The organism is Limosilactobacillus reuteri, from assembly GCF_034259105.1.
Classification (GTDB): Bacteria; Bacillota; Bacilli; order Lactobacillales; family Lactobacillaceae; genus Limosilactobacillus; species Limosilactobacillus reuteri_G.
In genome coordinates, this window is sequence record NZ_CP139478.1 from 1,232,345 (window position 1) to 1,258,535 (window position 26,191).

Consider the following 26,191-nt stretch of genomic DNA (forward strand, 5'->3'; position numbering starts at 1 on the left):
GACCAATTTAATTGGCGAAAATTCATATTTGCGTATCAACACTACTTGACGTAGAGCCGTTTTTTCTCAGCCTCATGCTCAGTTTTATAAAGTTAGTTTTCAAATGCTTTGATCATCCGGTCAAGCAATTCAATATCTGTATCACGAGAATAAATATCCATGATCTCATAGATTTGTGGTGCGGAAGTTGAACCAGTAAAGGCAAGGTTTAATGGGAAGTATAAACCACGACCCTTAATGCCAGTGTCCTTACCTACTTCCTTAATGGCTTGACTATAATCAAGATCATCGCTGCCATTCTCAAGTTTAGCCTTTAAGCCCTTGAGGACAGCTAAAACGTCTTCATTAGCGAAGTCTTCATTGTCCTTAAGCAAATCATAATTGAATGATTGGTCAAGAACTGTGTAGTATGACCATGCATATTGAATAACTTCAAGAAGTTTATTAACATCCCGTTGGTGAACTTTAATTGTCTTCTTAAGTAATTCAGTCAATTGATCTTCTGGGATACTTTGAAGGCGCTTGGCTTCTTCAGTTTCGCCTTCCTTAATTAGTTCCATTGTCCGCTCAGTTAATTCATCAATCGACATACTCTTAATGTATTGAGCATTCATCCAATCAAGTTTCTTTTGATCGAAGTATGCTGGTGCCTTTGACATCCGCTTTGGATCGTACACCTTAATTAACTCTTCTTTAGAGTAGATTTCACGTTCGCCAACTGGAGACCAGCCTAGGAATGCAATAAAGTTAAAGATTGCTTCATGAAGGTAACCGTGCTTCTTGTATTCACTAATGAATTGAAGAGTATCTTTATCACGCTTACTTAACTTCTTACGAGTCTTTGGATTAAAGATCAATGGAATGTGACAGAAGGTTGGGTGATCCCATCCTAATGCTTCATAAATAGCAATTTGCTTTGGCGTATTTGAGATGTGATCAGCACCACGCAAAACATGGGTAATGTCCATGGTATGGTCATCAACTACAACGGCAAAGTTATACGTTGGCATCCCATCACTCTTTTCAATGATGAAGTCACCACCAAGGTTGTCAGAGTTAAATGAAACATGACCACGTGCAATATCGTCCCATTCGTAATCATGGTCTTTAGGGAAGTGGAAACGAATAGTTGGCTTTAAGCCCTTTGCTTCAGCCGCCTTTTGTTCTTCTTCACTCTTACCATACCAACGACCATCATAATGAGGTGGTTCATTGTTAGCCTTTTGCCGTTCGCGCATCTCAGCTAATTCTTCCTCTGTTGAGTAATCCTTGTACGCAATTCCCTTGTCTAATAATTCTTGAATGTATTTGTGGTAAATACCTTCCTTATTCCGTTCACTTTGACGGTAAGGAGCATACTTTGGATTTGGCTTATTTGGACCTTCATCCCAGTCAATTCCTAACCAGTGAAGATTTTCACGTTGGCTAGCTTCACCATCTTCAACGTTCCGCTTGGTATCGGTATCTTCAATCCGTAATACCATCGTTCCATCGAAGTGACGTGCAAATAAATAATTAAATAATGCTGATTGAGCATTTCCGATATGTAAGAAACCTGTTGGGCTAGGTGCATACCGAACTCTGACCTTTTGATCCATGATCTAAGACTCTCCTTTAGTAACTAATCGAAATATAATTCCGATTTAAAATTGGTTGCTAGATCAACTAGCAGTCCTTAAAAACGTACTACACATATTATAATAACACGCTTTTATTGCAACAAATATAATTGTATATGAAACAGCATATTTGTCAATTAACTAGTCGATTTCGCATGAAAAACACTTAGCAAGTAATCCTGCATAAGTGTTTTTTCGTTGTTTATTAACTTATTGTTATTGCTTAGTATTGTTCCATGTAATGTTGACGTTCCCATTCAGAAACGTGTTGACGATATGAGGCATATTCACGAGTCTTGGCTTCCATAAAGCTGTTGTAGAGGTGTTCACCCATTGAACTCTTGATAACCTCATCGTTAGCCAAAGACTTTAATGCGTTGTGTAAAGTATCTGGTAAATCGCGAATATCTTTTTCAGCTCGTTCGGCCTTCGTCATCGTATAGATGTTTTCATCAACATTATGAATTGGTGGTAAGTTGTTGCGTAAACCATCTAAACCAGCTTCAAGAACAGCAGCGATTGCAAGGTAAGGGTTAGCTGATGGATCCGCTGACCGTAACTCAAGCCGTGTTTCCATTCCACGATCACTTGGAATTCGTACAAGTGGTGACCGGTTAGAAGTTGACCATGCAACATAAACCGGTGCTTCATAGCCTGGAACCAATCGCTTATAGGAGTTGACGATTGGGTTGCAAATTGCAGTGTAGCTCCGTGCATGCTTCATCAAACCGCCCAAGAAATGGTAAGCAGTTGCGGAAAGCTTATCTTTATCATTTTCATCAAAGAAGGCGTTAGTGCCATCTTGACTAAACAATGACATATTGAGGTGCATTCCTGAACCGTTAATACCAGAAAGCGGCTTAGGCATAAAGGTAGCATGGAAACCATACTTCTTAGCAATTGTTTTAACCACGAACTTAAATGTTTGAATGTTATCAGCGGCTTCTAAAGCATCTGAGTACTTGAAGTCAACTTCATGCTGACCAGGAGCAACTTCATGGTGCGCTGCTTCAACATCAAAGCCCATCTTTTCAAGAGCTAAAACGATATCACGGCGGCAATCTTCACCAGGATCTGCCGGTTCCATGTCAAAGTAATTTTCTTTATCGTTAAGATTGGTAGTTGGGTTACCCTTTTCATCAGTCTTGAAGAGGAAGAATTCTGGTTCAGGTCCAATGTTAAAGTCTTTGAAGCCCATCTTCCGCATATCTTCAAGCACCCGCTTCAAGTTGTTACGTGGGTCACCTTCAAATGGCGTGCCGTCAGTCTTGTAAACACTGCAGATTACCCGCGCAACCTTTCCGTGTTCAGCACCCCAAGGGAATGCAAGCCAAGTGGACATATCTGGGTAAAGATACATGTCACTTTCTTCAATCCGAACAAATCCATCAATTGAAGAACCATCAAACATAATTTTGTTATCCATCAATTTATCTAACTGACTAACTGGTAAGTCAACGCTCTTAATCGTTCCTAATAGGTCAGTAAACATAACTCGTAAGAAATGGATATCTTCATCCTTTACCATTTGGCGAACTTCATCTTTTGTAAATACGTGTTTACCCATAAAATTTCATTCCCTTTCATACAATCTCCACAGAAATAGATGACTATACCAATCCATCTAACATCTGCTTCTCTCCTTAACACTGTGACTTAGAATAACAATAGACAGGCCATAAGTCAATTCTATTTAAGAGCTTTATTTTAATTAAAAAAATCTTTCCTCCCGTACTTTATTTTTTTAACCAATCATTTATAAATTGCTTAATTTGATTAATATCATCAGGATGACGCAAAATATCAAACCAGTGAGTATCAGCCTTATTTCTAAACCACGTTAACTGTCGTTTGGCATAATGGCGAGAATCCTGCTTAATTTTCTCAACTGCTTCGTCAAGGCTAATCTCGCCACGAAAATAAGGAAATAGTTCATGGTAACCAATCCCCTTACCTGCCGGCAGATCTTCTCCTCCTTGATCAAATAACCATTTTGCTTCTTCTAACAGGCCGTTTTGAATCATTAAATCAACTCGTTTATTGATCCGGTCATATAAAACAGGGCGCTCAGTAGTCAGGCCAATTAAGAGAAAATCATTTGTTGCTTTGAACTGGGGCTGGTTGGAAAATAACTGACCCGTTTTCTTGATCACCTCTAAAGCCCGGATAACCCGACGAGTATTAGACTTTGGAATCCGAGCGCTGGCCACTGGATCTAACTTGTTTAATTGTTCCCAAACATACTCGGCTCCCTTTTCTTCAGCAACCTTTTTCCAATGGTTACGAATTTCGAGCGTTTGTTGATCAAACTGATCACTTCCCAATGCTAGGTTATCCGTTAATGTTTGAAGATAAAATCCAGTTCCGCCTGCAATGATCGGCAAATGATTACGTTGAGCTATTTCGTCTATTTTTTGGTCAGCAAGTTTCTTAAAACGGGCAGCAGAAAAGCGCTCCTCAATATTGCAGATATCAATGAGGTGGTGCGACACATCCCCCATTTCTTCGGGAGTAACTTTTGCCGTCCCAATATCAAGGTGGCGATAAACTTGCATCGAATCACCGGAAATTACTTCCCCATCAAATTCATGTGCCAATTTTATTGATAGCGCAGTTTTTCCTACAGCGGTTGGGCCAACAATTGCAATTACTTTATTCATCTTAACTCTCCAATTTTTATAAATTTTATGCTAAAACTTGTCCTTCTCACTGGTAAAACGCCATTAATTCTTGCATAATGGAGGTAGCCTATAAATTCGAGGAGGTTTTATGTTATGAAACAATTAGCAAAAGGTATTTTAGTTGGTAGTTTAGCAACAGTTGCTGCCATTGCTAGCGGGGTTCTTACTTTCCATAAAACTGTCATTAAGCCAGCTGAAGAAGAAGAAGAGAAGTTTGATCAAAACCGTCGAGCTGCTATCCGTAAGGGCCGCTCAGCACACCAACTTTAATTTCATTTAAGATTCAAAAAGCAGAGAGGCTGGGAGAAAACAAAATTTTCTCCCAGCCTCTTTTTTATTGGTTAAAATTCACAAGAGGCTAGATTCTAAGCATTAGCAAATAATTGGTTAGAATCATCAACCATCCTGACAAAAAGCATATAAGATACTTTTCTTAATACTTGGACTTTTTAGTCTTACCGTCCCATGCACGATAACCATCTTTTAAGATATAAAGGTGGTTATACCCATGCTTACCTAAAAATGCAGCGGCCTGGGTACTTAATGTCATTCCTTCATCATATAAGTAAACTGGCAAGTCCTTCCGCAACTCGCCATATTGTTGACGAAGATACGGATAAGGCAAGTTACGTGCACCAAGAATATGTCCTTGTTTAAAGTCATTTTCTTGTCGCAAGTCGATAACCTGTGCTTTTCGCATTCCTTGCTTAAAGTCATCTTGACTAAGGACAGTTGCATATCTCTTTCGACGGTAAGTCTGAAATGCCCAGCTAAAAATCCATACTAACAAGATGATTATAATGACTGCATTAAGAATCATCAAGCCAGAGCTAACTCCAAGTACCACGATCATTTCCCCTTACAAATTAATCTTCATTTACAAACTGACGAGCTAATGAAGCAGCACCGATAACACCAGCATCATTACCTAATTCAGCTAACTTCAATTGAGTTGAAGTCCGAACTGTTGGGAAGGCAAATTTTTCAAAGTTTTGCTTTACCCGCTTCAAAAGGAATTCACCAGCTGCGGAAACTCCACCACCGATAACAAGGTATTCAGGGTTTAATGCGTTACTTAAGTTGGCAGTTGCCAAACCAAGGTAGAAGCAAACTTCATCAACAACAGTGTTAGCAAGGTAATCATTTTCCTTAGCAAGGTCAAAGACAATCTTGGCTGTAATTTCATCACCGTTATCAATCATTGCCTTCAAACGACTGTTACCTTCATATTCTTCCGCCTTATCTTGAGCGATATGAACAATTCCAGTAGCAGATGCATATTGTTCAAGACATCCATGGTTTCCACAAGTACAAAGGTATCCATCTGACTTAACAATCATGTGACCAACTTCCCCACCGGCACCAACAACACCGTGGATAAGCTTACCATTAGAGATAAGTCCACCACCAACACCGGTACCTAAAGTAATAAATGCAACATCGTCACCTTCATTACCAGCACCCTTCCAACGTTCACCAAGTGCGGCAACGTTAGCATCGTTATCAAGAGCAAATTGCATCCCAGTGCCTTGTTCAATCTCTTCTTTAACGTTTTGCGTTGTCTTCCAGTTTAAGTTGTAGGCACCAATAACAGTTCCCTTTTCACGGTCAATTGTTCCGGGAGTTCCCATTCCGATTCCAATAAATTGGTCGCGAGACATTTTGTATAAATCAAGGTGGTGATTAATTGAGTTAATGATGTCTGGCACAATGTGTGAACCATCATCCAAAATGTTAGTCCGCAAAGACCACTTTTGTTGAATCTCACCGTTCTCCGTTAAAATTGCAAACTTGATAGTAGTACCACCAAGGTCAACACCAATTAATTTCTTAGCCATAATGATTCCTTTCCTGGGTAAGGTTTAATACAGTTTACCCCTTTTAATTCTCGTTTGTTCTTCACGATGTTCTTTACGCAAGACAATCTTTGCTTTTGTATAAGTTGAGTTATCTACAACTCCTGATTGATAGAGGTTATCGAGCTCAATAGCCATTAACTCAATATCATACAGTCGTTTACCCACATATACAAACACGTTGAATTCTTTTAATAGTTGCTGAACATCGTATAGTGTGCGGTAGTTTCTTGAGGCGATTGCCATAAATTATCACTTCAATTCTAGAGTCAAAATTACCAAACTTACCGTTAATACAGCTCCACTTAACAACCGTTTTAGGTAATCAACAGTTCCTAACATGGGAGCACCAACAATAAATGCAATGAAAAAGCCACCAAATAGGCCGCCAATGTGTCCTACCAAGTCAACTCCTGACAGGAAAAAATCCATCACAATATTAATAATAACAAATAACAAAAAAGTACGACTTAAGACGCGAACAATAACATTATGGTGAAAGCAAACACCCAACATTAAAAATGCGCCAAATAATCCAAAAATAGCAGTACTAGCACCAGCTGAAACTGTCGATGGCATGAAGACCGCGCTAGTAAGATTACCAAAAAACGCGCTGACAAAGTAGATGACTACCATTCGCCAATGACCGAAAAATTCTTCAATATAACGGCCGATATATAAAAGCGTAACGCTGTTGACTACTAAGTGTGATAAACCAACATGAAGGAACACAGGTGATACTAAGCGCCACCATTCACCTCCCTTGATCAAGAGCGTACTACGAGCACCCATGTTAAGGAGGGTTACTGTATTAGTTGAGCCACCTGCATAAACTAACCAGCAATAAACTAATATCTGAAAAATTATTAAGGTAAGCGTCACGGGCGCTAATCTTAGTCCCTGCGTCCGCATCTTCTATATCTCCGGTAAATACAACACTTTATCTATCCGCTGATCGAATTCTTCTGGTTCCCATTCGTTTTCTTCAGCCAGTTGCGTTGTCAATGCCATTGAAACTTTAGGACCCTTATAGTTTTTTAGGTAACGATCATAATAACCGCCACCAAAGCCCAACCTGTTACCAGATGCGGTAAAGGCTACTCCAGGAACAACCATCAAATCAATCTCATCTGGAGAATAAACTTTGCCATCATGTGGCTCTAAAATACCAAAAGACGTCTCATCGAAATCGGTATCTTCATTTAATTCAACAAATTCCATTTGACGATGTGGCAGCGTCCGTGGAACAACAATCTGTTGGCCCTTATGACGCGCATGAAGGATAATAGGTGCAGTATCAATTTCAAAAGATTGACTTAAAGTAACAGCAATTGTCTTAGCCCCTGTCCATTCAGGTTGATCATATAGCAAAGATGCTAATTTTCGCTCTTCGTAAAGACGGGTGTTTAAATCTAATTGTTGAAGGCGCGCAATATATGCTTGTCGTAACTCTTTCTTTGAATAAGCCATTATGTTATGACCGCTCCTTTATAGTGAAGTAACAAACGGTATCAGATTTTATTATCACCGCTTGAGTGAATTTATGCAAGCGTTTTTTTATAAAAATAAATAAAAAGAGCCGGTCTCCCAGCTCCTTTATATGGTCATTACTTAGTTTCCCGATGTAATGTAACCTTTTGTTCCCGTGGACAGTACTTGTTTAATTCAAGACGATCTGGGTTATGACGACGGTTCTTGCTAGTTAAGTAAGTCCGCTCGTGGCATGAAGTACATTCAAGTGTAATGTTGACACGCATTATTTTGACCTCCAAACTATTTCTTTTATTTAACGTGGTTATTTATCGTAACCCTAACTCGTACAACTATATCATTTATTCTTCTATTTGGCTAGTAATTTATCAAAGTTTGTTAAGGAAATTTCCTTGACAGTTTCGTTAGTCACCAAAACCCTTAGGACTCTGAACAGTCTTCCAGTAGGCTTCAAAAATTTGTTTTGCCATTGTCAGGTTGGCACCACCATCGGAATTTGAAGCTCCTGGAATAGCCAAAGCGACTACAACTTGTGGATTATCAGATGGCGCAAATCCAGCAAAACTTAGCGTAGTTGTTGAGTGTGACTTGTAGTAGGTTTCGGCAGTCCCTGTCTTACCAGATACTGATGGTTTAACAGATGCCAACGCTTTACCAGTAACATAACGGTTAGAACCATGAACCACTTGATAAAGCCCTTGTTTAACGACATCAAAGTCAGCTTTAGAAGCAGGAATGGTTAATTGAACTTGGGGCTTTGTTGTATATTCAACGGCACCAAGTTGACCATTGGCTTTCGTACCACGGATTTCTTTAACAATGTATGGACGCATCCGGTTACCACCGTTAGCAATAGTAGACATATATTGGGCAAGTTGAATCAAAGTATAACCATCATAGTTACCATATGACAAGTCAAGTGCTGAACCGATATGCTTTTGGTCAGCAGGTCCTGTATAACCGCTTGTTTCACCAGGCAAGTCGATTCCAGTTTTAACCCCTAGTCCAAACATGTTGAAGTAACCCCGCGCTTTAGCAAAAATACTTGGCTTCATCGTAATTTGCGCGTTTGGTGTATATTTCATCCCCGCTTCTTTCATGAGCAGTTGCATCATGTAGGAGTTGGAAGAAACTTCAAGGGCCGTTGCTGCATTAATTGCCATATTTGCTGATCCACCATGGTTAAACCATGATCCCTTAGATGAAGTGCCGGCAAGCTTAATCGGCATATCAGTTAAGGTATTATTGGTTGGCGTAATTACACCATCCATTAATGCCCCCATGACCATCGCCGGCTTTACAACTGAACCCATCGTAATTGGGTGGTTGATAGCACCAATTTCATCAGGGGTTTCTTTACCTGTTGCTGGGTCACGGTCAATTCCTGCCATCGCATAAATTGCACCGGTATTTGGATTCATTACTACTGCATATACCCCAGTGGAATACTGGTTTCCGGCAGCTGAGTAATTGTTTTTCAAAATCGATTGAACTTGCTTTTGGAACTTTGAATTAATCGTTAATACAAGGTTATCACCCTTCTTACCAGGGTACTTAGTCTTTTCTTTAGTTACATCATTTCCGTTAGTAGTAACTTCAGTTTGTGACTTCGAACCAGCTAAAGTTGATTGGAACTGTTTTTCCAGATAACTTTGTCCAACGCTATCATTTCGAGAATATCCTTGAGCAAGCAATGAGTTAACTTCATCACTTGGTAAACCAGTAGTTGAGACAGTTCCTGTTAACGATTGAATATCTGTACCTTGGGGGTAATTACGAGTCCAAGACGTTCCAATCTTTACCCCTGGCATTTCATTCAAGTGTTCTCCAACTGCTGCAAGCTCTTTAGCACTAACACCCGTTTCTTTAATATAAGTTGTCGAAAGGGAATATGCTCCACTCATTGCCGCATAAATTCGAGCATTATTCTTTTGCTGATCTGTAAGTTCCCATGAATCAGGATGCTTGCTCAAATATTCGAGAGCTTTATTATATTTAGTATCTTCAGAATCGGCATCTGAAGTCTTAACATGTTTCAAAACACTCTTAAGCCGCTCTTTATCAGCAAGGTAATAATCCTCTTCATTTCGATCAGTTAAGCGCGAATTTTTATTAGAAACAGACACATATTTTCCTAAACGATTAGCAATCTGATAGAGCTGATCAGTAGTTACATTGGCCCCTTTAGTATAGGTAATGGCTTGATGAGTTTGATTACCAACAAGAACATTCCCTTGTGAATCATAAATCATCCCCCGTTGTACATTATTCGTCTGCGTTGTTGTATCTGATCGCTTTACTTCCGCTTTAAATGATGTTCCTTGCAGAACTTGAAGATAAAACAGTCGAATAGTTAACGCTAATAACAAAATACCAACAATCCATAATAGCATGTTCAGCCGGAATGGAATAATTGACTGCGCATTTTGACGCTTTTTGGTACGTGAACCAAATAAGTTCATTATTCGATCAAAGAATTTCACAGTTTTATAATTCTCCTTCATCGTAGTGAATCTATTTTAACAAAAATTACCTGCTTTAACAGATAGTTACCACTACTAACGTGAAAATAATACTCTTTATTTTATAAGAAATGAAGAATTTATTCCAATGATTTAATGAAATTTAATGAACAATAGTAATGAATATCATTTTAAAAAAGGATATGATAATGTGGATGTGTCTATTTAATTGAGAGAAGGAGAATTTTGCTGTGTTTTTATATCAACATCATCGTTTATATCGACGCAAAATTTTGATTGCAAGCTTCCTGCTACCAGTTATTTTGATGGCCTGCTATTTTGCATATCGTCAAATGACTCCCTTTGGCAAAAGCAGTTTATTAACCGTTGATCTTGGTCAACAATATGTCGATTTTTTCAGTTACCTTCGAAATACTATTCTCCACCATCCTAGCAGTTTCTTTTATTCGTTTAGCAAAGGGCTGGGTGGCGAAATGTTTGGAACTAATGCGTATTACTTGCTAAGTCCATTAAACTTAATTTTGTTATTCTTCCCTGCTCAACACCTTGCAACTGGGATAACCATCGTTACACTCGTTCGATACGGTCTAGCGGGATTGAGTTTTGCCTGGTTAATGCAAAAAACTGAGCTACAACAGGGGTGGCGAATTTTAGCATTCAGTACAGTCTACTCAATGAATGGCTGGATGATTGCCAACCAATTAAATATGATTTGGCAAGATGCTTTAATACTTTTGCCGTTAATTATTTGGGGCCTTCTCAAACTTATTTACCAAAATCGAGTTGGAACTTATATCTCTTGGCTAGCCGTAATGCTGGTTGATAATTATTATATGGGCTGGATGATTGCCATCTTTACTATTCTATTTTTCCTCTGGCAAACACCAGCGTTAGCCTCATGGCGACAACGGGGAGTAATTTTTCTCCGCTATCTCGGCAGCTCATTGCTGGCGGCAGGTATTTCAGCAGTCATTTTATTGCCCACTTTCTACGCCTTAATGCAGAGTAAAGGGACGTATACTGAGACCAAGATTCACAGCCGTTTTGAGTACTTTGCTCCTAAAATGCTTGGGAAACTTGTCCCCGGATCATTTAATTTTAATCAAATGCCAAGTGGTCAGCCTAACATTTATATCGGAATGCTATTAATGCTCGGCGCTTGTCTCTACTTCTTCAATAATCGCTTTGACCTTCGTCGTCGTTTAATTGGGGCAGCCATTTCTATTTTCTTTATTTTCTCATTCTGTTACGAACCATTAGATCTTTTATGGCATGCCGGACAGTTTCCAGTTTGGTACCCTTATCGTTTTTCCTACCTTTTCTCTTTCTGGTGCATCTATCTTGCAGCTAAAGTGCTTCAACCTGATTTCAAAATAAAAAAGCGCAGTGCACTTATCCTGACGTTGCTTATTATCGCAATTTACTGGTATGTTGGTACGCTTAACTTATCGTATATTAATAACAATCAACGGAATATCGGCTTATGCTTTGCGCTGATCGCTGTTAGCTGTCTTTGTATTCCCCAAACAAATTCACCGCGCTTATACGATGCGCTTCTTGTTCTCCTTGCTGTCTGTGATATTTCTATGAGTGGGTACACGGCGCTTAATAAGATCTCTTACGTTTCACAACCTGAATTTGGCAACTACACTATCGCTCTTGATAAAAGTATAGAAAAACTAAAGAAACATGATCCAGGTTTCTACCGCGTTGCCAAAACTTTTATGCGCACGAAAGATGATCCCTTTCAAGCAGACTTTAATTCTGGTGACCACTTTGGTTCGACTCTAGAACCGCCAATTCCAGCCTTCATGGGTGCAATTGGGCAGCCAGATGGGGATGGTTTTGTTACGTATACTAATGGAACTCAAGTGAGTGATGCGCTTCTTGGTTACAAATACACTATGAATGCTCGGAATACGTCAGCCGGACAGGCATTACCCCTATCAGGTTTCCGTCCTGATTGGTACAGTTACCCATTAGTAGGATCAACTTCGGCAGTCAATCTCCGTGAGAATCCAAATGTTCTTCCGATCGCATTTGGAGCTAATGCCGCCATCCTTCACCTTCAACGGACAACAATGGATCCGTTAAACTATCAGTCACAGATTTTCCAAACGCTTGCCGGTCGTCCAACACTTCATTCATTATTTGCCGTTCAAAACTTTAATTCCGTTAAATTCAATAATGTTCAAAGTGCTAAGCAAATTACTGGCACGATCTTTAGAAAGCAAAACCTGCTTAAACCAGCATTAGTTCAGCTAGAATTTATTCCGCCAACCAACGATTCTTACTACTTAACACTCGGACCAAACGTTGAGGATAATGCCACAATTACGATGAATAACAAAAAATTCACCCAATATGACACCTTTCGTAATACGGTAGTAATCAACGTTGCTCATGATCAAAAAGGGCAAAAAGTCCTTGTCAATTTGCAACTAAAGAAAGCTACACTTTGGATGCAAAACGTTAGTATCTATCAACTAAAGCAACGACCATTTATGGCCAGCTTAAAGACTCTCCAAGAATCTCCCTTAAAGATTAGTTCATACCGTAGTAATCGGATCGTTGGTACAGTCAATCTCCAGCGTAATCAGCGAGTATTGATGACTACTATTCCTGCTGCCAAGGGTTGGCACGTTAAAGTAGATGGTAAGTCTACTACTCCACAAACCGTGCTTAATACGTTTATGGCTATTCCAATGAGTCCCGGAAAGCATCGGGTTGAATTTTATTATCGGCCACCGTTTCTCATTCTCGGGCTTATAATTACAGTTATAAGTCTCGGTTTAACTGGTTGGTGGGTTAAGAAAGAACATCAAACAAGGACAATGTTTGATTAACAATAAAGCTCTTTAGCATACTATCATTAGAATAGTTTATGCTAAAGAGCTTTTTCGCTATATAAAAAATTAATGCTGAGATGCTCCAGTAGAGGCATCAGCCTTATTATCGGAATGGTCATCAGCGTCATTAACAAATCCAGCTACGTCAGGTGTATCGCCATCTTCATGTTGAAAATGAAAAACCGGTCCGTCGGCTTGCGGATCATAGTCAACAGTAGTTATAAGATCCTTAAAGAACCACTCATCTAGCGAATCAATGTGATAGTTAATACCATCCTTTTTAACCTCTAAAATTGGATCAACTGGTTTATCTTCACGAGTGAATCCTTGTGAAAAACCATGATGGACTTCAGTTTGACCATAAGTTTTACCGTAAAACTTTATTCCATTTCCCGATTCTAATCCCATTTCGTCACGAAACCATTGACTTGCAGCATCAGTAATAATCAATTTCATTTTTATTCCCTCCAACGTTCAGTGATATCGCTTTCATACACCTTACTATAGCATAGTAGAAAAATAATACCAATAAGAAAAGCGAGATTGAGAAATTCACTACATTCCTCGATCTCGCTTAAATTATTTTAATTAATCAACCTTGATAATCTTTAACTTGATTGTCCCATTTGGAACGTCAACATCGACAACTTCACCGACTTTGTGTCCTAAGAGACCCTTTGCCATTGGAGATTCATTAGAAATCTTACCATTGAATGGATCAGATTCTGATTCACCAACAATTTGGTATTCTTCTGGTTCTTCATCTGGCAATTCTTGAATAGTAATTGTCCGTCCCATGGATACTTCATCCTTATCGACATCTTCATTATCGATAATTTCAGCATATTGAAGCATGTTTTCAATTTGAGCAATCCGGCTTTCAACCATTGCTTGTTCGTCTTTTGCTGATTCATATTCTGAGTTTTCAGATAAATCACCATAACTACGAGCAATCTTTATCCGCTTAATAACTTCTGGTCGACGCTTCAAGCGATATTCTTCAAGTTCATCTTCAAGCTTTTTCTTCCCTTCAAGGGTCATTGGAAAAGTTTTTTCTTCAGCCATTATAAACACTCCTCATAATTTATCCAGTGCAACATTACCATTTCTACTTCAGCTTGTAAATACCTATTGTAATTCCGTATGTCCACGTTTTACCAAAATATCACGGATCTTTGTAGACAATAGGTCAATTGCAACTTGGTTTTCGCCACCTTCTGGCACAATAATGTCAGCGTAGCGTTTAGTTGGTTCAACAAATTGATGGTACATTGGCTTAACCGTAGCTAAATATTGCGTAATAATTGAATCAAGAGACCGTCCACGCTCTACCATATCACGTTGAATCCGGCGAATAATCCGAATGTCATCATCTGTATCAACGTAAACCTTAATATCCATTAAATCACGTAAACGCTCATCATCAAGAATTAAGATTCCTTCCAAAATAATAACATCGGTTGGTTCTACATGAACGGTTTTGTCTGAACGTGTATATTGTGCATAGTCATATACCGGCATCTCAATAGCCTTATTACTTCGCAAATCCGTTAGTTGCTTAATTAAAAAATTGGTATCAAATGCAAGTGGATGATCATAATTTACTGCTTTACGTTCATCCATTGTCATATCTGACTGATCATTATAGTAAGTATCTTGGTTAATAATCTGGATCGCTTGCCCATGCAATTGGTCATAGATTTTATTACTTACCGTTGTCTTTCCACTACCGGAACCACCTGTAACACCAATAACTACTGGACGCTTATTCTGTTGAATACTCATCAATTTGTCTCCCTCATAAAACTTTCTAATCTGAAATAGTATATAGCACTCTTTTGTGATGCGCAAGATAATTACTAATTTAAATTATTAAAGGTGAGGTGAAAGGGAATATTAATGCATCACAACATAGTAATTTCCAGGGAAGTATTGTTGGTCAGTAATTTTAACTGTTTCATTTTCATTTGGCGCTTGAATAATCCGACCATCCCCAAGTGAAATGGCAACGTGATATGGCGCATCATCAGAACCATAAAAAATAAGGGCTCCATATGGCGCGTTTAAAACATTATCGTGAATATGTGGTCCTAAAGCTTGTTGTTCATACGTCGTCCGTTGTGGAATACCGTAACAATATTGAACCAACCCAGAACAATCAAATCCGCCTGGCTTATTACCACCCCATACATAAGGGGTTCCTAAATAAGACATTGCCTTGTTAACAGAATCTTGCAGACTTTGACTGTTCTTGCTAGCTTGATCTTTTTTCTCAGCATTATTAGCAGGTGTTTCATTTTTATCTTTGGTTGGAATTGTCAACTTTTGTCCCACAAAAATCAACTCTTTATTTTGCAAGTGATTAGCGGTTGCAATATCATCCGCATTAACATTATACTTTTGAGCAATCCCATTCAAACTATCGCCAGCATTGACCGTAATAGTCGTATCAGCCTTTGCAGTTACAGTGCCCATTGCCATTGCGCCAGCTACCCCTAACGACGATGCAAGAATTTTCTTTGTTGTTGATTTCATTATTTCGTTTATCCCTCTTTATATTAAATATCATTATTTTATTATCAAACTATTAATAAAATAGCAGAAAATTTTCAGCGCTTCAACCACTAATTATTAGTTTAGTGATTAGCCCTATAATATAAATACGTAAAAAATAATTATTTGCACTAAAAAAGGCCGAAAAGTTTCGGCCCTTTTAATTTTTAACGAATTTCTGCATCAACCTTATCTTGCAAATAAGCAGTAACCTTATCAAAGGCCGTGTTTACTTGGTCTTCAGTTAACGTTCCTTTATCATCTTGATAAGTTAAGGTGTAAGCTAATGACTTCTTGCCAGCAGGAAGGTGAGAACCAGCATAAACATCAAATAGGTGAATGTCCTTAAGGTAAGCACCACCCTTTTGCTTAATTGCCTCTACAATTGTTGCATTTTCAACATCATCATCAACCAAGAGAGCAATATCGCGAGTGATTGAAGGATACTTACTAATAGGTGTATATTCATTTTCAATCTTTGATGCAGCTAGTAATGATTCTAGATTTAATTCAAATACGTATGTTTCTGGAATCTTGTATTCCTTAGCAGTTTGTGGGTGAACTTGACCAATGAAGCCAACTAATTGGTCATCAACCGTAATATCGGCTGTTCGTCCTGGATGCATTTCTGGCCGATCACTAGTTGAAACATAAGCAACCTTACCAGCAATTCCCATATTCTTAAGGTAACGTTCAACGATCCCCTTTAGTTGGAAGAAATCAACCGGTTGATCCTTCTTATTCCAGCTATTAGCTACCATTTGACCAGTGACCGCTGCTGCAAGGTGTTCTTGTTCTACTGGACGTTCATCCCCCATCGGCAAGAATACCCGGCCTTCTTCATATAGTGCTACGTTATCAACATTCCGCGCCACGTTGTAAGCAATATCATTAAGCAAGCCGCTAACAATATTCATCCGGGTAGCTACATGGTCCGAACTCATTGGGAAGTCAAGTTTCATTGGTTCAGCAAGTGGCTTAATTTGGAACTGCTTAGCCTTCTCAACAGTTGTTAAGGAATAACTAATTGCTTGAGTTAAGCCCATTCCTTCGAGATCATGACGACTTGCCCGAATAAACCGTTGACGTGGAGTAAGTCCTCCCCGGTTACGCGTCATCGTTGGTAAAGTAGACGGTAAGTTATCATAACCATAAATCCGCGCAATTTCTTCATAAAGATCAGCTGCCAGGCTAATATCCCACCGCCGTGCTGGAGCAATCACTGTTAATTGATCGTCATCATCAACAGTGTAAGCAAATGCCAAGCGATCAAAAATGTCAGTAACTTGTTCCATGGTTAATGAAGTTCCCAGAACATGATTAATCTTCGCAAGGGATAGTTTGATTGGGGTATCAACTGCTGGCGCTTCACTACCAGTAACAATTCCAGCAGTAATCGTTCCCCCAGCAAGCTCCTTAATCATTTCGGCTGCTTCATTCAATGCGGTTTCAACGGTTGCTGGATTGATTCCACGTTCAAACCGCATTGAGGATTCACTATGAAGATCTAAGCGCCGGGCTTGCTTCCGGACCATTACTGGATCAAAAATGGCTGCTTCAATGGCAACAGTTGTCGTATCATCACTTACTGCAGTTCCTTCTCCACCCATCGTTCCCGCAAGCGCAACTGGATGATCATCGACAGTTACAACAATATCATTTGCTTTTAAGGTTTGTTCATCCCCGTCTAATGTAATAAACTTTTCACCTTCATTAGCGTGGCGAACCCCAAAGTTTTTACCAGATAATTGATCATAATCATAACTGTGGAGTGGTTGACCATATTTAAGAAGGACATAGTTAGTCACATCCACAACATTATTTACAGGACGAATACCACTATTCCATAAGCGAATTTGAAGCCATAATGGACTTTCGGCAATTTTAACGCCTTTGATTACCCGTAATTTATAAGTTGGTGCAATCTTAGTATCATTAATTTCTGCTTGAAGAAAATCCGTGGTCTTTTCAGTACCTTCTTCTTTAATCGTAATTTCCTTAAAATGTGGCTTTAACCCGTAAAAGGCAGCGATATCATTAACATTTCCATAAATACTAAGCATATCTCCACGGTTAGGAGTTACGTCTGTATCGATGATCGTATCGTCCATTCCTAAGTACTTAAATACGGGATCACCATTTTTAGCATCATCTGGTAAGAAGTAGATACCATCTTCGTAATCTTTAGGCGCAATCTTGTCGCTAAAGCCAATTTCTTGAAGAGCACAAAGCATTCCATTTGACTCAACACCGCGAATCTTGCCACGCTTAATCTTTTGGTTATCAGCAATTCGCGCACCGTGAAGGGCTACGATTACCTTTTTACCTTCTTGGACGTTCGGGGCACCACAAACAATTTGAATCGGTTCTTCTTCGCCAACATCAACTTGACAAACATGAAGGTGGTCTGAGTCAGGGTGATTTTCACATTTTACTACTTCCCCAACAACAATCTTTTTTAATCCGTCGCTCAGTGAGTAAACGTCATTAATGTCCACAGAGGTACGAGCAATCTTTTCAGCTAAATCTTGAGGGGCAACGTCTAAATCAAGGTATTCTTGAAGCCATTGATATGATACTTTCATTTCACATTATCCTTTCTGGTCAAATTGGTTAAGGAAGCGGACATCATTTTGGTAGAAGTTACGGATATCATCAACACCGTACTTCAGCATGGCAAAACGATCTGGTCCAAGTCCAAAGGCAAAACCGCCGTATTCTTCTGGATCAACGCCTGACATCTTAAGCACATTTGGATGAACCATTCCGGCACCAAGAACTTCAATCCAACCAGTTTGTTTACAAATTGCACAACCCTTGCCAAGGCAGTTGAAACAAGTAATATCTGCCTCAACTGATGGTTCAGTAAATGGGAAGTAACTTGGTCGCAAGCGAACCTTTAACTTGTCACCGAAAAGTTTTTGAGCAACGGCCTCAAGAGTTCCCTTCAAATCAGCCATGGTAATATTTTTACCAACAACCATCCCTTCAATTTGGTGGAATTGGTGACTGTGAGTTGCATCATCAGTATCACGCCGGTAAACCTTACCTGGTGAAATCATCTTTAGTGGGCCTTGACTAAAATCATGTTTTTCGAGCATCCGTGCTTGCATTGGTGACGTTTGGGTCCGCATCAAAACAGATGGCGTAACATAAAATGTATCTTGCATGTCACGAGCTGGGTGATCCTTTGGCAAGTTTAACTTTTCAAAGTTATAAACTTCTTGTTCAACTTCATCCCCAACTGCTACTTCATACCCCATTGATACAAACAAGTCCACAACTTGGTCAATGATTTGTTGAATAACATGGGGTTGCCCTTGTGCTACTGGTGTTCCAGGAAGAGTAACATCAATTGTTTGGGCTGCTAACTTAGCATTCATGGCGGCCTGTTCTAGCTCAGCACGCTTTTCTTCAATCGCAGCTGATAATTCATCCCGCACCTTGTTAGCAAATTGCCCTACTTTAGGACGTTCTTCAGCACTAAGATCACGCATGCCCCGAAGAACTGAAGTAATCGGTCCCTTCTTTCCCAGCATCTTGACGCGGATTTCATTAATTCGCTTTAAATCCTCTGATTGTTTAATATCTTGCAATCCTTCTTCACGAAGTTCGGCTAATTTCTCTCTTAGTCCCATATTTTCACTCCTTAATTCAAAAAAGCCTCATCCCAATATAGGGACGAGGCTTCGCGGTACCACCCTAGTTTGTAGGAACAAATCCTACACACTCAAATAATCAATAACGGTGATTGGCCGGAATACCATTACGTATCAGCTCCGAAAGTGAAATTCGCCTTAGATCACTGATTGCAATTCTCAGCTCATGGTTGCAACTCTCTAACAGGATCGTCTAGCTACTAGCTCTCATCATCGCTTTTAATTCAATTACATATTCTAGACAATCATCTGTAAGGCGTCAAGCGTTATTTTAAATCCACTTGTCACTCCATGCATGAACAGCTTCCATGACTGGGCGCAATTCTTGACCACGTTCAGTCAAAGAATAATCTACCCGACTAGAACCTTCGTAAGTGTTACGAATAACAATTTGTTCGTCTTCGAGTTCTTTTAATCGTTCACATAAAACTCGATCGCTGCACTTTGCAATGCTACTGGCAATATCCTTAAATCGCATGTTGCCATTTTTAAGTAGTACTTCAATGATTAATCCGTTCCATTTCTTTCCCAAGATCATAAACGTACGTGTAAATTTTGGACAAAGTTTACAGTCTTCATCAAGTGCCTTTTCTGCTACTAATTGTTCCATAATTTAACTCTCCTTCTCCTCTACCAAGTTGTTTGCATTCGACGTTTCTTAATCTTTCGACGCATCTTTGCACGTAGCGGGCCAAAGAATTCATGCTCTGCTTCGAAATCATCAACTAGCGATACAATTAAACTCTCCGGATAGCGTGGCACTGCCAACGTTGCGCCAAACATATGCTTAAGGATAATATCCTTTTCTTTTTTATTTAACGGGGTTAGCTTTTCAGCATTGCGTAATGCAACTCGGGGATGAATAAATGCATGGGTTCCTAAATTAAACTTAGTCGTCCGCCAATCATAATAAAAGAGATCATGCAAGAGACCTGCCCGCGCAGTACTGCGATAATCAAGATGCATTTTTTTAGCAATTTTGTAGCTATCATACGAAACCGCAATAGAATGTTGCAGGCGGGTAGAGTGATGATGCTGAGTATAGTTCGCTAGCTTTTGGACAGCTGGCTGGGCTAAAAGATCGGCAACGATTGAAACATACTCTTTATCGGTGCGCCATTCATTTTTTGATTTCATGTAATACCCCTTTTCTATATTATTGCAATTATCATACACGATTTTAACGAGAAAATAAATTAATTTAATCTAGATTTTGATTAAGCTGAAACATTAAAATTCCTGCAGAAATAGCGACGTTAAGCGATTCGGCTTCACCATGCATTGGAATATAGAGATTATCAGTTGTTTGTGAAAGAAGATCGTCGCTCATCCCCTGCCCTTCATTGCCCATAATTAAGGCAAAAGTATCACCAGGATCAACAGTCCGGAAGTTTTTGGCTTGGGGATTCAGTTGCGTTCCATACACCGGAGCATTGATTGATTTAAAATCATCAATCCACTTTCTTAAGTCACCCTCAAACATTTGAAGGTGAAATTGACTTCCTTGCATTGAGCGAACAACTTTGGGACCAAATAAGTCTGCTGAGCGTTGTCCAACTACTACTCCAGTAAACCCAGCGGCATCTGCTGTCCGCACCATTGTCCCCACGTTTCCTGGATCTTGAACCCGGTCGAGGAAAAGCCATGCCCCATGCAATGGCCCTGCTGGTAAACGATGAGAATCTGGTAAAGCAACAACCGCGGCAATCCCTTGAGGCGTTACCGTATCAGTAATATGCTTCATGATCTCTTCAGTAACTTCATAGGTTGCATTAGCCATTCCTTCAAGCTCTGGATGGGCAGCTAATTGTTCAGCTGTTCCGACTACTTCTAAGAGCTCGATTCCAGCTTTGGATGCCTCTTGAACTAAGTGCCAGCCGTCTAACAGGTAAGTACCAGTCTGACGCCGTGCTTTTTTGGTTTGCAGCTTCTTCCAATCTTTAACGTGCTGATTATGAATTGATGTTAATTGTTCCATATATTTTGCATGCTCCTTCTTGTTAATTAAATTATACCATGTTCCTGTTGTACAATTGTTATTAACTAATAATAAGTTTTCATTAAGGAGTTTTAATTATGGTTAATTATCATCTTACCATTACTGGACGCGTTCAAGGAGTTGGATTCCGCTGGAGCGTCTATCAGTTGGCACAACAAGCAGAAATAGAAGGGATCGTTATGAATAAGCATGATGGGAGCGTTTATTGTGAATTGCAGGGTCCCATTGAGATTGTTAAACAATTAATCTCTAAAATTAAAGCTGGACCCACTCCTTATGCTCGAATTACTAAGGTTAAAATCATCGAAGGAAGCCTGCAAAACTACCATCATTCATTTCAAATCACGCATTAGTTCGCGATTAGCGGTAGAATTCAATTCCTGAATAGAGTAAAATACGTACTATTAACGTAATTAATATACAAAGAAATAAGGGAGTTTGATTCATTAATATGAAACGAAAACGAATAACGATCGCTGGGGGTCTCTTTACCCTCCTGCTGCTTCTTAGCGGATGTGTACGGACTACTAAGAGCGGTCGACCATACGGGTTTGTCTATGACTATATGGCTAAACCAATGCAGCACTTGATGGAATGGTTAGCCAGCCACATGGGCAATAACTACGGTTGGGCAATTATTGTCATTGTGGTAGTTGTGCGAACAATTCTTTTACCAGTGATGTTCTCACAAATGAAAAAATCAACCATTATGCAAGAAAAGATGTCCAAGGTCCAACCATTGATTAAAGAACTAACAGAAAAACAAAAAGCAGCCAAGACTCCTGAAGAACAGGCTGCCGTTAGTCAACAAATGATGGCTCTTTATCGGGATAACAACATTAGCTTAACTGGCGGTATTGGCTGTCTCCCATTGTTAATTCAGCTGCCAATTTTTGCCGCCTTATATGCTGCTATCCGTTATTCGCCAGACCTTTACCATGCAACTTTCTTTGGGATTCCACTTGGTAAGCCAAGTATTATCTTAGCGGTCTTATCTTTTATTGCCTATGCTGCCCAGAGTTATCTTGGGCTTGTCGGTGTTCCTGAAGCCCAGAAGAAGCAAATGAAGGCTGCTATTTGGATGAGTCCTTTCATGACCTTCTTCATTTCTATCACTTCTTCTGCCGGATTAGGTCTTTACTTCTTCATTGGTGGATTATTTGCCATCTTACAAACCTTGATGGTCAATGCTTACCGTCCGCGGATTCGTCGCCAAATTGAGGAAGAGAGCAAGAAGAACCCAATTAAAATGCCAGAAGCACCAGTAATTAACACCCCTAGTTCTTCAACTAAACCGACTGATGCAATTGACCAATTACGTAAAGGCGATGCCAAGCCAAGCGATCAAGCAAACCATAATCGTCAACGTAATGCTGGCAAACAGCAACATCATAAAAAATAATTATCAAGAAGCTGGGAGAAAGCAAAAGTTTTTTCTCAGCTTTGTTTTTTCGGAGGAAGACACATGATTAAACCAATTATTAAAGACCAACAATTACTCGCCAAAAAAGCAACCCCCACAACTAAAGCTGATTTGCCCCTTGCAACCGATCTTAGCGATACGCTTAATGCTCACCAAGCTGAATGTGTTGGAATGGCTGCCAATATGATTGGCGTAAATAAGAATGCAATTATTGCACGAATCGGGCCCTTTAATGTCGTAATGTTCAATCCACAAATCGTCGCTAAAAGTCACCCTTATCAAACTGCAGAAGGATGCCTTTCATTAAGCGGAACGCGTCCTACTAAACGGTATAAGCAAATTACCGTTAAATTTCGCAATCAGAGCTGGCAAGTGCAAACATTAGAACTTAGAGATTTTGCTGCTGAGATTGTTCAACATGAAATTGACCATTGTAATGGAATTATAATATAAGCAATGAGAATATTTGCTAAAATATCAATAAATGAAATAAGGAAAGTAGAATCGCCGGGTTCTGCAACAAATTAATCTATGCTTCTCAAACAGGCGTCCAACAGGGAGGATGGGAGCAAGTTTTGTGGAGGTTTTAATATGGATTCACCAATGTCAATTACCAAAGAAGTACGGCATTATGTTATTCGTAATGTTGTCGCCACCCTCGGGATGTCAATGTATGTTATTATTGACACCCTTTTTATTTCAATCGCGGCAGGGGCTTTAGGCTTAACTACGCTTAACCTGGCGCTCCCCCTATTCAACATTTTTAATGGAACTGGGCTATTACTGGGAGTCGGTGGTGCCACAATCTTTTCGTTAAATAAGGTTATGCATCCTGAGAGAATAAAATCATTATTTAGTCAACTGATGATTTTTGCTTTTACTTTTGGGTTTATCCTAGCAATCCTGTTAAACATTTTTGCGACTCCAGTAGTTGATTTTCTTGGGGCAGATGATGCAACTCGTCAGATGGCAATCGTTTATTTACGAATAATTTCATGGAGCGGACCTCTCTATATGGTTAATTACATTGCCATTAATTTCATTCGTAACGATGGCAATCCCACGTTAACCATGAAGGCCACCTTAACCGAAACATTATCTGTTATCCTCATCGACTGGTTCTTTATTTTCGGAATGGGTCTTAAATTAGAAGGAGCAGCATTGGCAGTATTATTTTCGCCAGCAATTAGCTTGGTGGTTTTAAGTTTTCATCGGAAGTTTGCCGGCCGACAATTAGAATGGCACTGGGTTGTCCCTCACCTAAGAAACATTTGGCGCTCAGCACGTTTAGGGGTTGCTTCAGCATTAAACGAATTAAGTACTGGTGTTAGTATCTATTTCTTTAACCATGTTTTATTGCAACTAGCTAATAACTATGCCGTTGCCGCATATGGCGTTATTTCCAACATTGCCATCGTTGTGCTAGCAATTGCTAATGGAGTAGCGCTCGGTGTTCAACCGCTTGCTAGTCGGGAATTTGGTAAACACGAATACAAGAATGTATCGATGACATTAAAAAATGGGATTATCATTACCCTCTTTCTAGCAACAATCAGCTTTATTATCCTAATTACCTTTAAGCATCCAATTATTGAAGTTTTTAACACTTCTCATTCTGATCAACTCCTCGCCTATGCTAGTGTTGGCCTCCCGATTTACTTTACAAGTGTATTCTTCAGCGCGTTAAATCTATTGTTCATCCTTTTCTTAACAGCAATTGGATCAGCGCGGGCATCATTCTCTTTATCGATTCTTCGTGGTTATATTATCCTTCTCCCCACGATCTTTATTCTGGCAAAAGTTGCCGGAATTAACGGAGTCTGGGCAGCAGTTCCCTTTACTGAATTTGTTATTACTTGCATCGGTGGAATTATCATCTACCAGCGACTTAAAAAATTGAATAAAGGGTAAGTGGAAAATCTTCTCGTTAAGGTTCACATGAATAAAGAGACTATTAAAAAAATTTTTGATTTTTTAATAGTCTCTTTTATCTACTTTGTAATCTTCTTTGATGCGTGATTGTAGAAAATCCAAGCAACAATCCCAAAGAAGACCGGCCCAAATGCCGTCCAAAATGCAGTTTGAAAATCATGCTCAATAATTGGTTGGATGCATGTAAAGATGATTCCTAGGCAAACAATTATCTCAACAAAGACAACTAATACATTTGTCCAAAAATGATTCTTAAATACCACAAAATCATGTGGGATATCCTTCTTTTGAAAGAATGGGAATGCACCAACAAGGAAGATATAAGGGGCACAGGTTGAAACATTAACCGTATCTGTCAAGATTTGGTAAAAACTAGCAGCTGCTGAACCCCCAAATGCAACTAAGAAAATAATACACGAAACAAAAATTGCCTGAATCCACATTGCATATGCTGGCATCCCGTGTTTGTTCAGTGTCACAATTTTTTTAGGCCATAACTCAGGATTAGCTCCCATGATAAAGGACTTAATCGGGGAGTAAACTAACAGGAACATTGCTCCTAACATCCCCATCAGGCCAGCTAACGCAATCATTCGCGTAAAGAGAACACCAAGAAAAATATTAGTAGCATGACTTAACCCTAGTGACACACCTAGTTGATATCCTAATTGATTAAAGACAACATAAGTAACATTCCCTAAGTTAACGCTTGATTTTGCAATAACATGATTGTAATTAACACTAAAGCCAGTCATTAAAATCATTAGCACATAACTGCCAATCGTTAAGAGCGAACCAATAACTAAGCCTCTTGGAAATGTCTTCGCTGGATTCTTCATACTATCAGTAACTCCACCAAGATTTTCCATTCCACCATATGCAAAGATTGCGTAAACAACGAATGAAATAATCGCAATTGGCGTCTTAAAAGCAGGATTAGGCGACTCAATAAAACTGCTAATACCATGAATAGGCTGGGCAGTAACCCCCTTGTTAGCAATAATCGTTACTAAACTTGCAATAATAAAAATTGCATTCATTCCAATCATAAACGCTCCACCAAACGAGCTGATTTTCGTAATCCCATTAATTCCCTGGGAACTCAGTAAGGTTACAAGTAAGACAAAAAGAATTGCCAAGATACCAATTAACTGATTAGAATTAAAGATCCAAAAATGCCATTGTTGGGTAGTATCATGGCCAAATAATAGTGCCGACAATGTTATCCAAAGTCGAGAAGCACTTGATACTAGCCACAGAACCCAACTCGCTAACCAAATAAAGGTTCCGATAAAGGCCAGCCGTTCCCCTATCGAACCAGCTAACCAGGAATAGATTCCCCCTTTGGCGTCCTTAAATGCCGAACCATATTCAACCATCATCAAACAACAGGGGAAAAAGAAACAAACTCCAGCAAGGATGTACCAAAACATCCCCGCATATGCCATTTGATCATAAGCTATTGAAACATTACCAAACCCATATATTGTCGAAATAATCATTAACACCAATGTTGGCGTTGTGATTAATTTTTTCTGCTCTTTCGCAGCCACTCCTATTCAACTCCTCAATAAAAATCCTCATATTTTAGTATCCGTTTTCATTATACCGCCCTTAGTTGAAAACATCGCTTATTTTGTCGGCCA

26 protein-coding genes are annotated in these 26,191 nt (G+C 39.4%); 6 read left to right on the forward strand and 20 right to left on the reverse strand.

Features of this window, described 5'->3' with window-relative positions; translation table 11 throughout:
- Positions 1 to 92 precede the first annotated feature (92 nt).
- The 3 genes from gltX to miaA form a co-directional block, all read right to left on the reverse strand.
- Positions 93 to 1,598, reverse strand: coding sequence for a glutamate--tRNA ligase (gene gltX / locus SH603_RS06945; RefSeq protein ID WP_169478267.1), 1,506 nt, complete (start codon positions 1,596 to 1,598; stop codon positions 93 to 95).
- Between the two features lie 244 nt (positions 1,599 to 1,842).
- Positions 1,843 to 3,186: a type I glutamate--ammonia ligase gene (glnA, locus tag SH603_RS06950; RefSeq protein WP_169473049.1), complete on the reverse strand. Its 1,344-nt coding sequence runs from the start codon at positions 3,184 to 3,186 to the stop codon at positions 1,843 to 1,845.
- Between the two features lie 169 nt (positions 3,187 to 3,355).
- The gene (miaA, locus tag SH603_RS06955) at positions 3,356 to 4,279 is read right to left on the reverse strand and encodes a tRNA (adenosine(37)-N6)-dimethylallyltransferase MiaA (protein ID WP_035156911.1); all 924 of its coding nucleotides are present in this window, start codon (positions 4,277 to 4,279) and stop codon (positions 3,356 to 3,358) included.
- Positions 4,280 to 4,393: 114 nt separating this feature from the next.
- Between miaA and SH603_RS06960 the strand changes: the two genes are divergently transcribed.
- Positions 4,394 to 4,570: a DUF3042 family protein gene (locus SH603_RS06960; protein ID WP_003664039.1), complete on the forward strand. Its 177-nt coding sequence runs from the start codon at positions 4,394 to 4,396 to the stop codon at positions 4,568 to 4,570.
- A 163-nt stretch (positions 4,571 to 4,733) separates the two neighbouring features.
- Here SH603_RS06960 and SH603_RS06965 read toward each other — a convergent pair whose 3' ends face one another.
- From SH603_RS06965 to SH603_RS06995, 7 genes are all read right to left on the reverse strand, one after another.
- Positions 4,734 to 5,153 (reverse strand): rhodanese-like domain-containing protein, encoded by a 420-nt coding sequence (locus SH603_RS06965; RefSeq protein WP_003672480.1) that lies wholly within the window; start codon positions 5,151 to 5,153, stop codon positions 4,734 to 4,736.
- Positions 5,154 to 5,166: 13 nt separating this feature from the next.
- Positions 5,167 to 6,138, reverse strand: a complete 972-nt coding sequence (locus tag SH603_RS06970; RefSeq protein WP_321533717.1) for an ROK family glucokinase — start codon at positions 6,136 to 6,138, stop codon at positions 5,167 to 5,169.
- Between the two features lie 24 nt (positions 6,139 to 6,162).
- Positions 6,163 to 6,402: a YqgQ family protein gene (locus tag SH603_RS06975; protein WP_003668441.1), complete on the reverse strand. Its 240-nt coding sequence runs from the start codon at positions 6,400 to 6,402 to the stop codon at positions 6,163 to 6,165.
- Between the two features lie 6 nt (positions 6,403 to 6,408).
- Positions 6,409 to 7,068 (reverse strand): rhomboid family intramembrane serine protease, encoded by a 660-nt coding sequence (locus SH603_RS06980; protein ID WP_169473046.1) that lies wholly within the window; start codon positions 7,066 to 7,068, stop codon positions 6,409 to 6,411.
- Between the two features lie 3 nt (positions 7,069 to 7,071).
- Positions 7,072 to 7,626, reverse strand: a complete 555-nt coding sequence (locus SH603_RS06985; protein ID WP_035156916.1) for a 5-formyltetrahydrofolate cyclo-ligase — start codon at positions 7,624 to 7,626, stop codon at positions 7,072 to 7,074.
- A 137-nt stretch (positions 7,627 to 7,763) separates the two neighbouring features.
- The gene (gene rpmG / locus SH603_RS06990) at positions 7,764 to 7,913 is read right to left on the reverse strand and encodes a 50S ribosomal protein L33 (RefSeq protein WP_003664049.1); all 150 of its coding nucleotides are present in this window, start codon (positions 7,911 to 7,913) and stop codon (positions 7,764 to 7,766) included.
- A gap of 138 nt (positions 7,914 to 8,051) precedes the next feature.
- Positions 8,052 to 10,151: a peptidoglycan D,D-transpeptidase FtsI family protein gene (locus SH603_RS06995; protein WP_169478263.1), complete on the reverse strand. Its 2,100-nt coding sequence runs from the start codon at positions 10,149 to 10,151 to the stop codon at positions 8,052 to 8,054.
- Between the two features lie 209 nt (positions 10,152 to 10,360).
- Between SH603_RS06995 and SH603_RS07000 the strand changes: the two genes are divergently transcribed.
- Complete coding sequence (locus SH603_RS07000; protein WP_321533718.1) at positions 10,361 to 12,976, forward strand: YfhO family protein; 2,616 nt, start codon at positions 10,361 to 10,363, stop codon at positions 12,974 to 12,976.
- A gap of 69 nt (positions 12,977 to 13,045) precedes the next feature.
- Here the strand turns inward: SH603_RS07000 and SH603_RS07005 are convergent, their stop codons facing one another.
- The 9 genes from SH603_RS07005 to SH603_RS07045 form a co-directional block, all read right to left on the reverse strand.
- A complete protein-coding gene (locus SH603_RS07005; RefSeq protein WP_085678817.1) occupies positions 13,046 to 13,435 on the reverse strand; it encodes a HesB/YadR/YfhF family protein in 390 nt (129 codons plus the stop codon).
- 132 nt (positions 13,436 to 13,567) lie between these two features.
- Positions 13,568 to 14,044 (reverse strand): transcription elongation factor GreA, encoded by a 477-nt coding sequence (greA, locus tag SH603_RS07010; protein ID WP_085678820.1) that lies wholly within the window; start codon positions 14,042 to 14,044, stop codon positions 13,568 to 13,570.
- A 63-nt stretch (positions 14,045 to 14,107) separates the two neighbouring features.
- Positions 14,108 to 14,764: a uridine kinase gene (gene udk, locus SH603_RS07015; protein ID WP_169471856.1), complete on the reverse strand. Its 657-nt coding sequence runs from the start codon at positions 14,762 to 14,764 to the stop codon at positions 14,108 to 14,110.
- Between the two features lie 111 nt (positions 14,765 to 14,875).
- Positions 14,876 to 15,514, reverse strand: a complete 639-nt coding sequence (locus SH603_RS07020) for a C40 family peptidase (protein WP_169473043.1) — start codon at positions 15,512 to 15,514, stop codon at positions 14,876 to 14,878.
- A gap of 185 nt (positions 15,515 to 15,699) precedes the next feature.
- Positions 15,700 to 18,117 carry a phenylalanine--tRNA ligase subunit beta gene (gene pheT, locus SH603_RS07025; protein WP_321533719.1) on the reverse strand — a complete coding sequence of 806 codons (2,418 nt, stop codon included), beginning with the start codon at positions 18,115 to 18,117 and terminating at the stop codon, positions 15,700 to 15,702.
- Between the two features lie 6 nt (positions 18,118 to 18,123).
- Complete coding sequence (pheS, locus tag SH603_RS07030) at positions 18,124 to 19,170, reverse strand: phenylalanine--tRNA ligase subunit alpha (protein ID WP_169473176.1); 1,047 nt, start codon at positions 19,168 to 19,170, stop codon at positions 18,124 to 18,126.
- A 292-nt stretch (positions 19,171 to 19,462) separates the two neighbouring features.
- The gene (locus SH603_RS07035) at positions 19,463 to 19,801 is read right to left on the reverse strand and encodes a winged helix-turn-helix transcriptional regulator (RefSeq protein WP_003664081.1); all 339 of its coding nucleotides are present in this window, start codon (positions 19,799 to 19,801) and stop codon (positions 19,463 to 19,465) included.
- A 20-nt stretch (positions 19,802 to 19,821) separates the two neighbouring features.
- Positions 19,822 to 20,328, reverse strand: coding sequence for an HD domain-containing protein (locus SH603_RS07040; RefSeq protein ID WP_078009294.1), 507 nt, complete (start codon positions 20,326 to 20,328; stop codon positions 19,822 to 19,824).
- A 64-nt stretch (positions 20,329 to 20,392) separates the two neighbouring features.
- Positions 20,393 to 21,169, reverse strand: a complete 777-nt coding sequence (locus SH603_RS07045; RefSeq protein ID WP_169471860.1) for a TrmH family RNA methyltransferase — start codon at positions 21,167 to 21,169, stop codon at positions 20,393 to 20,395.
- 98 nt (positions 21,170 to 21,267) lie between these two features.
- Between SH603_RS07045 and SH603_RS07050 the strand changes: the two genes are divergently transcribed.
- From SH603_RS07050 to SH603_RS07065, 4 genes are all read left to right on the forward strand, one after another.
- A complete protein-coding gene (locus SH603_RS07050; RefSeq protein ID WP_078009292.1) occupies positions 21,268 to 21,543 on the forward strand; it encodes an acylphosphatase in 276 nt (91 codons plus the stop codon).
- Positions 21,544 to 21,641: 98 nt separating this feature from the next.
- Positions 21,642 to 22,592, forward strand: coding sequence for a membrane protein insertase YidC (yidC, locus tag SH603_RS07055; RefSeq protein WP_169473178.1), 951 nt, complete (start codon positions 21,642 to 21,644; stop codon positions 22,590 to 22,592).
- A gap of 63 nt (positions 22,593 to 22,655) precedes the next feature.
- Positions 22,656 to 23,066 (forward strand): peptide deformylase, encoded by a 411-nt coding sequence (locus tag SH603_RS07060; protein ID WP_169473180.1) that lies wholly within the window; start codon positions 22,656 to 22,658, stop codon positions 23,064 to 23,066.
- 78 nt (positions 23,067 to 23,144) lie between these two features.
- Entirely contained in the window at positions 23,145 to 24,524 is a 1,380-nt protein-coding gene (locus tag SH603_RS07065; RefSeq protein WP_169473184.1) for an MATE family efflux transporter, read from the forward strand.
- 80 nt (positions 24,525 to 24,604) lie between these two features.
- Here SH603_RS07065 and yjeM read toward each other — a convergent pair whose 3' ends face one another.
- Positions 24,605 to 26,098, reverse strand: coding sequence for a glutamate/gamma-aminobutyrate family transporter YjeM (yjeM, locus tag SH603_RS07070; RefSeq protein ID WP_321533720.1), 1,494 nt, complete (start codon positions 26,096 to 26,098; stop codon positions 24,605 to 24,607).
- Positions 26,099 to 26,191 lie beyond the last annotated feature (93 nt).

What these genes read in the sequence shown, in the direction of transcription:
- gltX (WP_169478267.1), bottom strand. Translation starts at nt 1,598, where the DNA reads ATGGATCAAAAGGTCAGAGTTCGGTATGCACCTAGCCCAACAGGTTTC.
- glnA (WP_169473049.1), bottom strand. Translation starts at nt 3,186, where the DNA reads ATGGGTAAACACGTATTTACAAAAGATGAAGTTCGCCAAATGGTAAAG.
- miaA (WP_035156911.1), bottom strand. Translation starts at nt 4,279, where the DNA reads ATGAATAAAGTAATTGCAATTGTTGGCCCAACCGCTGTAGGAAAAACT.
- SH603_RS06960 (WP_003664039.1), top strand. Translation starts at nt 4,394, where the DNA reads ATGAAACAATTAGCAAAAGGTATTTTAGTTGGTAGTTTAGCAACAGTT.
- SH603_RS06965 (WP_003672480.1), bottom strand. Translation starts at nt 5,153, where the DNA reads ATGATCGTGGTACTTGGAGTTAGCTCTGGCTTGATGATTCTTAATGCA.
- SH603_RS06970 (WP_321533717.1), bottom strand. Translation starts at nt 6,138, where the DNA reads ATGGCTAAGAAATTAATTGGTGTTGACCTTGGTGGTACTACTATCAAG.
- SH603_RS06975 (WP_003668441.1), bottom strand. Translation starts at nt 6,402, where the DNA reads ATGGCAATCGCCTCAAGAAACTACCGCACACTATACGATGTTCAGCAA.
- SH603_RS06980 (WP_169473046.1), bottom strand. Translation starts at nt 7,068, where the DNA reads ATGCGGACGCAGGGACTAAGATTAGCGCCCGTGACGCTTACCTTAATA.
- SH603_RS06985 (WP_035156916.1), bottom strand. Translation starts at nt 7,626, where the DNA reads ATGGCTTATTCAAAGAAAGAGTTACGACAAGCATATATTGCGCGCCTT.
- rpmG (WP_003664049.1), bottom strand. Translation starts at nt 7,913, where the DNA reads ATGCGTGTCAACATTACACTTGAATGTACTTCATGCCACGAGCGGACT.
- SH603_RS06995 (WP_169478263.1), bottom strand. Translation starts at nt 10,151, where the DNA reads ATGAAGGAGAATTATAAAACTGTGAAATTCTTTGATCGAATAATGAAC.
- SH603_RS07005 (WP_085678817.1), bottom strand. Translation starts at nt 13,435, where the DNA reads ATGAAATTGATTATTACTGATGCTGCAAGTCAATGGTTTCGTGACGAA.
- greA (WP_085678820.1), bottom strand. Translation starts at nt 14,044, where the DNA reads ATGGCTGAAGAAAAAACTTTTCCAATGACCCTTGAAGGGAAGAAAAAG.
- udk (WP_169471856.1), bottom strand. Translation starts at nt 14,764, where the DNA reads ATGAGTATTCAACAGAATAAGCGTCCAGTAGTTATTGGTGTTACAGGT.
- SH603_RS07020 (WP_169473043.1), bottom strand. Translation starts at nt 15,514, where the DNA reads ATGAAATCAACAACAAAGAAAATTCTTGCATCGTCGTTAGGGGTAGCT.
- pheT (WP_321533719.1), bottom strand. Translation starts at nt 18,117, where the DNA reads ATGAAAGTATCATATCAATGGCTTCAAGAATACCTTGATTTAGACGTT.
- pheS (WP_169473176.1), bottom strand. Translation starts at nt 19,170, where the DNA reads ATGGGACTAAGAGAGAAATTAGCCGAACTTCGTGAAGAAGGATTGCAA.
- SH603_RS07035 (WP_003664081.1), bottom strand. Translation starts at nt 19,801, where the DNA reads ATGGAACAATTAGTAGCAGAAAAGGCACTTGATGAAGACTGTAAACTT.
- SH603_RS07040 (WP_078009294.1), bottom strand. Translation starts at nt 20,328, where the DNA reads ATGAAATCAAAAAATGAATGGCGCACCGATAAAGAGTATGTTTCAATC.
- SH603_RS07045 (WP_169471860.1), bottom strand. Translation starts at nt 21,169, where the DNA reads ATGGAACAATTAACATCAATTCATAATCAGCACGTTAAAGATTGGAAG.
- SH603_RS07050 (WP_078009292.1), top strand. Translation starts at nt 21,268, where the DNA reads ATGGTTAATTATCATCTTACCATTACTGGACGCGTTCAAGGAGTTGGA.
- yidC (WP_169473178.1), top strand. Translation starts at nt 21,642, where the DNA reads ATGAAACGAAAACGAATAACGATCGCTGGGGGTCTCTTTACCCTCCTG.
- SH603_RS07060 (WP_169473180.1), top strand. Translation starts at nt 22,656, where the DNA reads ATGATTAAACCAATTATTAAAGACCAACAATTACTCGCCAAAAAAGCA.
- SH603_RS07065 (WP_169473184.1), top strand. Translation starts at nt 23,145, where the DNA reads ATGCTTCTCAAACAGGCGTCCAACAGGGAGGATGGGAGCAAGTTTTGT.